Consider the following 7,326-nt stretch of genomic DNA (forward strand, 5'->3'; position numbering starts at 1 on the left):
CGGGGTGACGGCTGGACGGCTGGAAGGTGGCGACATGCGGGTGCTGGTGGCCGACGACGAGCGGCTGATGGCCGACACGATCGCGGCCGGGCTGCGCCGCCAGGCGATGGCGGTCGACGTCTGCTACGACGGCGACGGCGCGGTCGAGAGGCTCGGCGTCAACCGGTACGACGTCGCCGTCCTGGACCGGGACATGCCGGGCCGCACCGGCGACGAGGTGTGCCGCTGGCTGCTCGGCACGAGGGCGGGCACGCGGGTGCTGCTGCTCACCGCCGCCGGCGGCATCCGGGACCGGGTCGAGGGGCTCGGCCTCGGCGCCGACGACTACCTAACGAAGCCGTTCGCGTTCGCCGAGCTCGTCGCCCGCATCCACGCGCTCGGCCGGCGGTCCGCGCCCGCGGTCGCCCCGGTCCTGGAGCACGCCGGGGTCGTCCTGGACGCCGGGCGGCACACCGCGATGCGGGACGGGCGGGTGCTGGGCCTGACGCCGAAGGAGTTCGCGGTGCTGCACGTGCTGCTGCGCGCCGGCGGGCAGGTGGTCAGCGCCGAGGAGCTCCTGGAGCAGGCGTGGGACGAGCACGCGGACCCGTTCTCGCACGTGGTGAAGGTGACGGTGATGACGCTGCGCCGCAAGCTCGGCGAGCCGCCGGTCATCCACACGGTCCCGCGGGCCGGCTACCGGATCGGCGCGGCATGAACCCGCGCACGCCCCGCCGGCGGGTCCTGCTGCTCGTCGCCGTCGCGCTCGCCACGGGCTACCTGGTGCGCGCCGGCGCCGACACCTACGCGCTCACGCCGACGACGTTCCGATTCCTCGCGCTGTTCTGCGATCCCCAGCTGTCGCTCTGCGTCGCCGCCCGCGACCAGGCGTGGTGGCTGGTGCCCTACGGGCTGGCGCTGGTGGCCGGGCTGGCGCTGCTGCGGTTCGTGGCGCCGCGCCTGACCGGCTGGGCGCTGCGCCCGATGCGGGACCTGGTGCCGGTCATCGCGCAGGTCGGCCCGCAGAACCTCGGCCACCGGATCCGGGCCGGCGGCAGCCGGCGCGACGAGTTCGCGGCGCTGTGCATGGCGGTCGACGACATGATGGACCGGATCGTCGCCGGGTACGAGGGGCAGCGGCGCTTCGCCGCGAACGCGTCGCACGAGCTGCGCACGCCCCTCGCGGTGCAGCGCACGCTGATCGAGGTCGGGATGGGGCAGCCGCTGACGGACGAGCAGTTCACGCTGCTGACCGCGCAGCTGCTGCAGACCAACGAGCGCAACGAGCGGCTCGTCGACGGGCTGCTCGTGCTCAGCGAGGCCGACCAGGGTCTCGCGGTGCGCCTGCCGCAGCGCCTCGACACGATCGCCGGGTCGGTCGTCGCCGCGCACGACGCGCGGGCCGCCGCCGCGGGGATCGCGCTCACCACGCACCTGCTGCCGTGCACCGTCCGCGGCGAGGAGGTGCTGCTCGAACGGCTCGTCACGAACCTGGTCCAGAACGCCATCAAGTACAACCACCGCGGCGGCAGCGTGCACGTCACGGTCGGCGGGCCGGCCGCGCTGACCGTCGCCAACACCGGGCAGGAGGTGCCGCCGCACGCGGTCGCGGAGCTGTTCGAGCCGTTCAAGCGGCTGGCCGCCGACCGCATCGACCACAGCGGCGGCGCCGGCCTGGGCCTCGCCATCGTCCGTTCGATCACCCAGGCGCACTCCGGCACTGTGACCGCGACCGCCCGGCGAGGTGGCGGCCTGCTCGTGGAGGTCCGCCTCCCGGCAGATACTGACTAATGGGGTGAAAGGGACGCGCTTGCCGCCGCCGCCGCTCCCGCCCGGACGACGCTGAGGCCATGCACCGCGTCACAAAGATCCTGCCGCTCGTATGCGCCGCCCTCGCGGGCGGGTGCACCAGCTCCGCCGGCGGTGCCGCGCCGGCCCCGTCGCCGCGGGTGTCATCGGCGACCGGCACGTTCGCCGCCTACACGCCGGGCGCGACCGCCATCACGTACGACCCGGCGCTCGTCCCGGACGGGGCGGTCGCCACCGTCAGCATCACCGAGACGTCGTCGGACAGCCGGGTCTGGTTCACCGTCGCCGGGCTGCTGCCGAACCGCACCTACGGCGTCCACCTGCACACGAACCCGTGCGGCGCGACACCCGACGCCGCCGGGCCGCACTACCAGCACCGGCACCCACCGGCCTCGCAGCCCAACGCACCGTCGCCGCCCGGGCCGGTGTCGCCGCCGCACACGGCGTCGCCGTCGCCGACGCCGGCGGAGCCGACCGCAGCGATGAAGGCCGACCCTTCGTACGCGAACCCGCAGAACGAGGTGTGGCTCGACGTGACGACCCGCGCCGACGGGCGGGGGTCGGCGGTCGCCACCCACTCGTGGACGTTCAGCCCGGCGCCGAGGTCCCTGGTCATCCACGCGACGCCGACGAAGACCGCCGACGGGCAGGCGGGCGACGCCGGGCCCCGGGTCGCCTGCCTGACCCTGCCGGCGTGACCGCCGCCGAGCCCCCTGCCGCCGGCGGACCGACCGCCCGGGAGTCCGTCGGCGAGGGGGCCGGCCCGGGGTCCGCCGAGACGGTCGAGGACGCGGTGCCGGACCTGGTCACCGTGCCGCTGCCGCCGGGGGCGAAGGCGCTGATCTGCGGGGACCTGCACCTCGGCTCGCACCCGACCGAAGCGTCCGCCCACATCGAACGCGACCTCGCCGACCGGCTCGGCGAATGGGGTGACGGCCCGGGCGCGGTCGTGCTCAACGGCGACGTGATCGAGCTGTGGGGCGAGCCCGGCGGCACCGTCGAGGCCGCCCTGGACGCGCACCCGCGGCTGACCGAGGCGCTGCGGGCGTTCGCGGCGGCGCCCGGCCGGCAGGTCGTCGTGGTCGTCGGCAACCACGACGCGGCGATCGCCTGGGACGGCGTGTCCGCGAAGACCTTCGCCCGGCGGGCCGGCGCCCGCTGCGCGCTGGCGGCGGACCTGGACGTCGAGACGGCCGCCGGGCGCAAAATCGTGCGGGTCGAGCACGGGCACGCCTACGACCCCGCCAACGCGCTGCGCGACCCGCGCAACCCGCTCGACTCGCCCCTCGGGCAGCACATCGTGCAGGAGGTGCTGCCGGAGGTCCGGCACACCCCGCTGCTCGCGGACCTCACCGCGATCGCCGACCCCAACGCCATCGGGCAGTACGTCGCGTCCCGGCTCGTGTACCGCAGGCTCGGCCCGCGCGCCTGGTGGCTGCTGCTGCCGCTGCTCGCGGCGGTGCTGCTGCGCGTACCGGAGCTGCTGACGCACTCCAGTGCGCTGGGGCGGCTGCCCAGATGGACGGCCCTGGCCGGCGCGGGGCTGCTCGCGCAGGCGGCGCTGCTGGTGCTGCTCGCCGTCCTGACGTCCCGGGTCCTCTACACGGCGATGGCGGGCAGCCGGCTCGGTCCCCGCGGCATGCACCTCAACGGCGCGCCGCGGGCGGTCGCGGCCTCGCTGTGCGCCGACGGTCTCACCGGGCTCGTCACCGGCCACACGCACCAGCCGGAGCTGGCCGCGGTCCCCGGCGGGTTCTACGCCAACAGCGGCTGCGGCGTGCGGTGCGTCGAGGCCCGCCCGGCGCGGTGGTTCCTGCCACCGGTGTTCGCCCCGGTGCTGCGCCGCTCCTGGGTCGAGGTGAGCGCCGGCCGCGACCTCCGCGTCGACCTGGTCGTCGGCGAGTCCTGCGACGGCGGCCAGACCCGCCTCGAGCGCCTCGCCGCCCGCCGCCGGGCCGCCGCCGCCGTGCCGCCGGGCGCGCCGAGGGTCGTGGCGAGCCTGCCGGGCGAGGCGGGCTGGCCGCTGCACCACACCGGGCTCGACCAGCGGGTCAGGGACGAGCGGACCCGGCGCGTAGCCGCGTGGGCGGTCGCCGCCGTCGCGGTGCTGAGCCTGGCGTCGGCGCTGACGACACCGCTGCGGGGGCGCCTCGCGGCCCTCCTGGGAACGCTGCCGGTGGAGGTGCCGCAGGCGGCGTCGGCAACGGTCGTCTTCTCCGGCACCGCGCTGCTGCTGCTCGCCTGGGGGCTGCGGCGCGGGCGGCGGCTCGCCTGGACGGCCACCGTGCTGCTCCTCGCGGCGACCGCGGTCCTGCACGTGCTGAAGGGCATCGACGTCGAGGAGGCGGTCCTCACCGCGGCGGTCGCCGGGTGGCTGCTGTGGCGCCGGGGCGCCTTCCCGGCCCGGCCCGGGAGCCGGCAGATCCGGCAGGCCACGGTGGCGCTGCTCGCCGGCGGGCTGCTCGTCGGGGCGGTGTCGGCGGCGCTGGTCCTCATCGCCGGTGAGCGGGGCGGCGCCGGGCCTTCGGGCGACACCGGGTCTTCCGGCGGCGCCGAGCTGACCGCCCGCGCCGTCGCCGACCGGCTCGTCGGCGACCGGGTCGTCCCGCTGCCGGCGGCCGTGCCGTTGCTGGCGCCCGCCCTGTACGCGGCCGGGCTCAGCCTGCTCGTCCTGGTGGGGTGGCTGCTCGTACAGCCCCGGCTGCGGCGTACACCGAGCACCGCGGAGCACCGGGCGGATCTGGAGCGGGCCCGCCGCATCGTGGCCGAGCACGGTGGCGACACGCTCGCCTACTTCGCGCTGCGCGACGACAAGTCGTGGTTCTTCACCGGCGACTGTGTCGTCGCCTACGCGGTCCGCGACGGCGTGTGCCTCGTCTCCCCCGACCCGATCGGGCCGGCCGAGCAGTGGGTGGCGGCGTGGGCGGAGTTCACGGCGTTCGCCGACCGGCACGGCTGGCCGGTGAGCGTCGTCGGCGCCGCCGAGGGCTGGCTGCCGGTCTACCGCTCGGCGGGCCTGCGCCCCGTGTACCTGGGCGACGAGGCGATCGTCGACTGCGGCGCGTTCACCCTCGACGGGCGGGCGATGAAGGGGCTGCGCGGCGCCTGCAGCCGGGTCCGCCGGGCCGGCTTCACCGTCCGCTTCCACGACCCCGCCGAGCTCCCCTCCGACCTGCGCGAGGAGCTGCGGTCGCTGATGACGCAGAGCCGCCGCGGCGACGTCGAGCGCGGCTTCTCGATGACGCTGTCGCGGCTCTTCGACCCGCGGGACACCGGGCTGCTCCTCGCCGTCGCCTACGGCCCCGACGGCCGCGCCGCCGGCTTCTGCCACTGGATCCCGGCCGCCGACATCACCGGCTGGTCCCTGGACGTGATGCGCCGCGGCACCGACCCCGACCTGCCCAACGGCCTCACCGACTTCATCATCGTCGAGACCATCGAACGGCTCCGCTCGACGGGCTCGTGGGGCCTCGGCCTCAACTTCGCCGTCATGCGCCAGGTGCTGGCCGGCGAGCGGGGTGACGGGCACCTCACCGACCTGCAACGCCGCCTGCTGCACCGCTTCTCCGGCAGCCTGCAGATCGAGTCGCTGTGGCGCTTCAACGAGAAGTACCAGCCGCTGTGGCGCCCCCGGTACCTGCTGCTCAGCAGCACCGAGCTCGCCGCGCAGGGCGTCGCGGTCGCCGGCGCGGAAGGCGTCTCCGAGCTGCCCGTGATCGGCCGGCTGCTCAACCGGTCATGAGCCCTTCGTGAGCCTCGTCCTGGCGGTCGCCGCGGCCTTCGGCTACGGCGTCGCGTCGGTGCTGCAGGCCTCCGGCGCCCGGCGCGCCCCCGGCGTGCTGCAGACCCTGCGCGCCCCCGCCTACCTGACCGGCGTCTGCCTGGACCTCGTCTCCTGGCTGCTGTCCGTCGCCGCGTTGCGGGTGCTGCCGGTGTACCAGGTGCAGGCGATCCTCGCCGGATCCCTCGCCGTCACGGTCGTCGCGGCCCGGATCAGGCTCGAGGCCCGCCTCCGCGGGCGGGACGTGGCGGCGGTCGCGGTCACCGTCGTGGCCCTCGCCGCCCTCGCGGCCGCGGCCGGCCCGCAGGACCCGGCGGCCCCGTCCGCCGCCACCCGGCTCGCCCTGGCCCTGGCCGCGGTCCCCGTCGCCCTCGCCGGCTGGGCCGCCGCCCGCCGCCGCGCCCCGAACCTCACCGGCGCCGTCGCCGGCCTCGCCTTCGGCGGCGCCGCTCTCTGCGCCCGCGCCGTCACCGTCTCCGGTTCGCTCCTCCTGGAGCCGCTCGTGTGGGCCCTGGTCGTCTTCGGGGTGACGGGCACGCTCCTGTACGCCCAGGCCCTCGAGCACGGCCAGGTCGGCCCCGTCACGGCCCTGCTCTGGATCGCCGAGGTCATCGTCCCCTCCGCCGCCGGCGTCCTCCTCCTCGGCGACCACGTCCGCCCCGGCTGGGCCCCGGTCGCCGGCACCGCCGTCACCGCCACCGTCGCCGCGGCCGCCGTCCTCGCCCACGCCCCGGCCACCGCCGCCGCCACCCAGTGACCGCGGGTGCTGCCCCACTGCCGGCTGGAATGTGTTGCTGGTGTTCGTCGGGTGTTTCGGAAGGCGTCGGCGGGGTGGCCGGTCAGGGTCGACTGGCAGGTGGCGGCGGACGAGCGGTTCCGCGACGTGGTGCGGTCGGGGCACACCTGGCTCAGCGAGCTCAAGCTGGACTTCGACCGGCCCGAGCAGCCGCCGGTGGCGGTCGAGCTGACCGCGACGTCGATCAGTTCGGACTTCCCGATCGCGTTCGACGGGCCGCTCAAGGCGGTCAACCCGGCGCTCAACCCGCACGTGCGGTACTTCGACGGTTCGAAGCGCGGCTATCTGCGGTGTGAGCTCAGCCGGAGCGGCTGGCGCACCGACGCCCGCACGGTGGACACGATCGCGAGCCGGACGGCGCCGGTCACCACCAGCGCGTCGTACGTGATCGAGTCCGGCAGCTCCACGCTGCGGCAGGCCTGACGCGTCGCGGTGCGTGACCGGGCGGACCGGTCACGCATCGTGGTAGAAGAAGCCGCCCAGGCCGACGGTGAAGATGAGCAGGCCGTAGGCGGCGTGCTCGACCGAGACCACGAACAGGGAACGGGTCCGCTGGTAGCGGCGGGCGAACAGCCAGCCGCCCGCCAGGGTCAGCGCCACGGCGAGCACGTTGCCGAAGATGATGTGCGCGAAGCCGAACGCGAGCGCGCCGGCGAGCGCGGCGACCCGCGGTGAGGGGAACAGCGGCGCGTACCGGTGCAGCAGGAACGCCCGGTAGAGCAGCTCCTGCGGGTAGACGGACGCGAGCGGGTAGAACACGACGATCAGGGCCCACAGCAGCGGCCGTTCCCGGGGCAGGTCGAGGAGCCGGTCCGGGGCGAGCCACGCGACCAGGCCGGTCATCGCCACCGCGGTGGCGCACCAGAGCGCAAGCATCGGCCGCCATACCGCGCGCCGCCCCGCGCCGCGGTCCCTCAGCGCGCCGCGGTCCATCAGCGCGCCGCGGTCCATCAGCGTGCCG

At 75.9% G+C, this 7,326-nt stretch carries 7 protein-coding genes; 6 read left to right on the top strand and 1 reads right to left on the bottom strand.

All coding sequences use genetic code 11. The features are described 5' to 3' along the window. Window positions 1–34: 34 nt before the first annotated feature. Genes ACFY3L_RS21635 through ACFY3L_RS21660 form a run of 6 tightly spaced genes read left to right on the top strand, consistent with a single transcriptional unit; the run spans window position 35 to window position 6,788 of the window. A complete protein-coding gene (locus ACFY3L_RS21635) occupies window positions 35–697 on the top strand; it encodes a response regulator transcription factor (protein ID WP_389326636.1) in 663 nt (220 codons plus the stop codon). Then, window positions 694–1,770 carry a sensor histidine kinase gene (locus ACFY3L_RS21640; RefSeq protein ID WP_389326639.1) on the top strand — a complete coding sequence of 359 codons (1,077 nt, stop codon included), beginning with the start codon at window positions 694–696 and terminating at the stop codon, window positions 1,768–1,770. Before ACFY3L_RS21635 ends, ACFY3L_RS21640 begins: the two co-directional genes overlap by 4 nt. Window positions 1,771–1,829: 59 nt before the next feature. Beyond that, window positions 1,830–2,486 (top strand): superoxide dismutase, encoded by a 657-nt coding sequence (locus ACFY3L_RS21645; RefSeq protein WP_389326642.1) that lies wholly within the window; start codon window positions 1,830–1,832, stop codon window positions 2,484–2,486. Next, window positions 2,483–5,530, top strand: coding sequence for a phosphatidylglycerol lysyltransferase domain-containing protein (locus tag ACFY3L_RS21650; RefSeq protein ID WP_389326645.1), 3,048 nt, complete (start codon window positions 2,483–2,485; stop codon window positions 5,528–5,530). The genes ACFY3L_RS21645 and ACFY3L_RS21650 overlap by 4 nt, the downstream gene beginning before the upstream one ends. Window positions 5,531–5,537: 7 nt before the next feature. Beyond that, entirely contained in the window at window positions 5,538–6,326 is a 789-nt protein-coding gene (locus ACFY3L_RS21655; protein WP_389326648.1) for a hypothetical protein, read from the top strand. Between the two features lie 51 nt (window positions 6,327–6,377). After that, on the top strand, window positions 6,378–6,788 hold the full coding sequence (locus ACFY3L_RS21660; RefSeq protein WP_389326651.1) for an alkaline phosphatase D family protein: 411 nt from the start codon (window positions 6,378–6,380) through the stop codon (window positions 6,786–6,788). Between the two features lie 30 nt (window positions 6,789–6,818). Here ACFY3L_RS21660 and ACFY3L_RS21665 read toward each other — a convergent pair. Beyond that, window positions 6,819–7,326: type II CAAX prenyl endopeptidase Rce1 family protein (locus ACFY3L_RS21665; protein ID WP_389326654.1), on the bottom strand; the 508-nt coding region annotated here is incomplete at its 5' end.

This window comes from Dactylosporangium sp. NPDC000521 (genome assembly GCF_042898305.1).
GTDB lineage: Bacteria > Actinomycetota > Actinomycetes > Mycobacteriales > Micromonosporaceae > Dactylosporangium.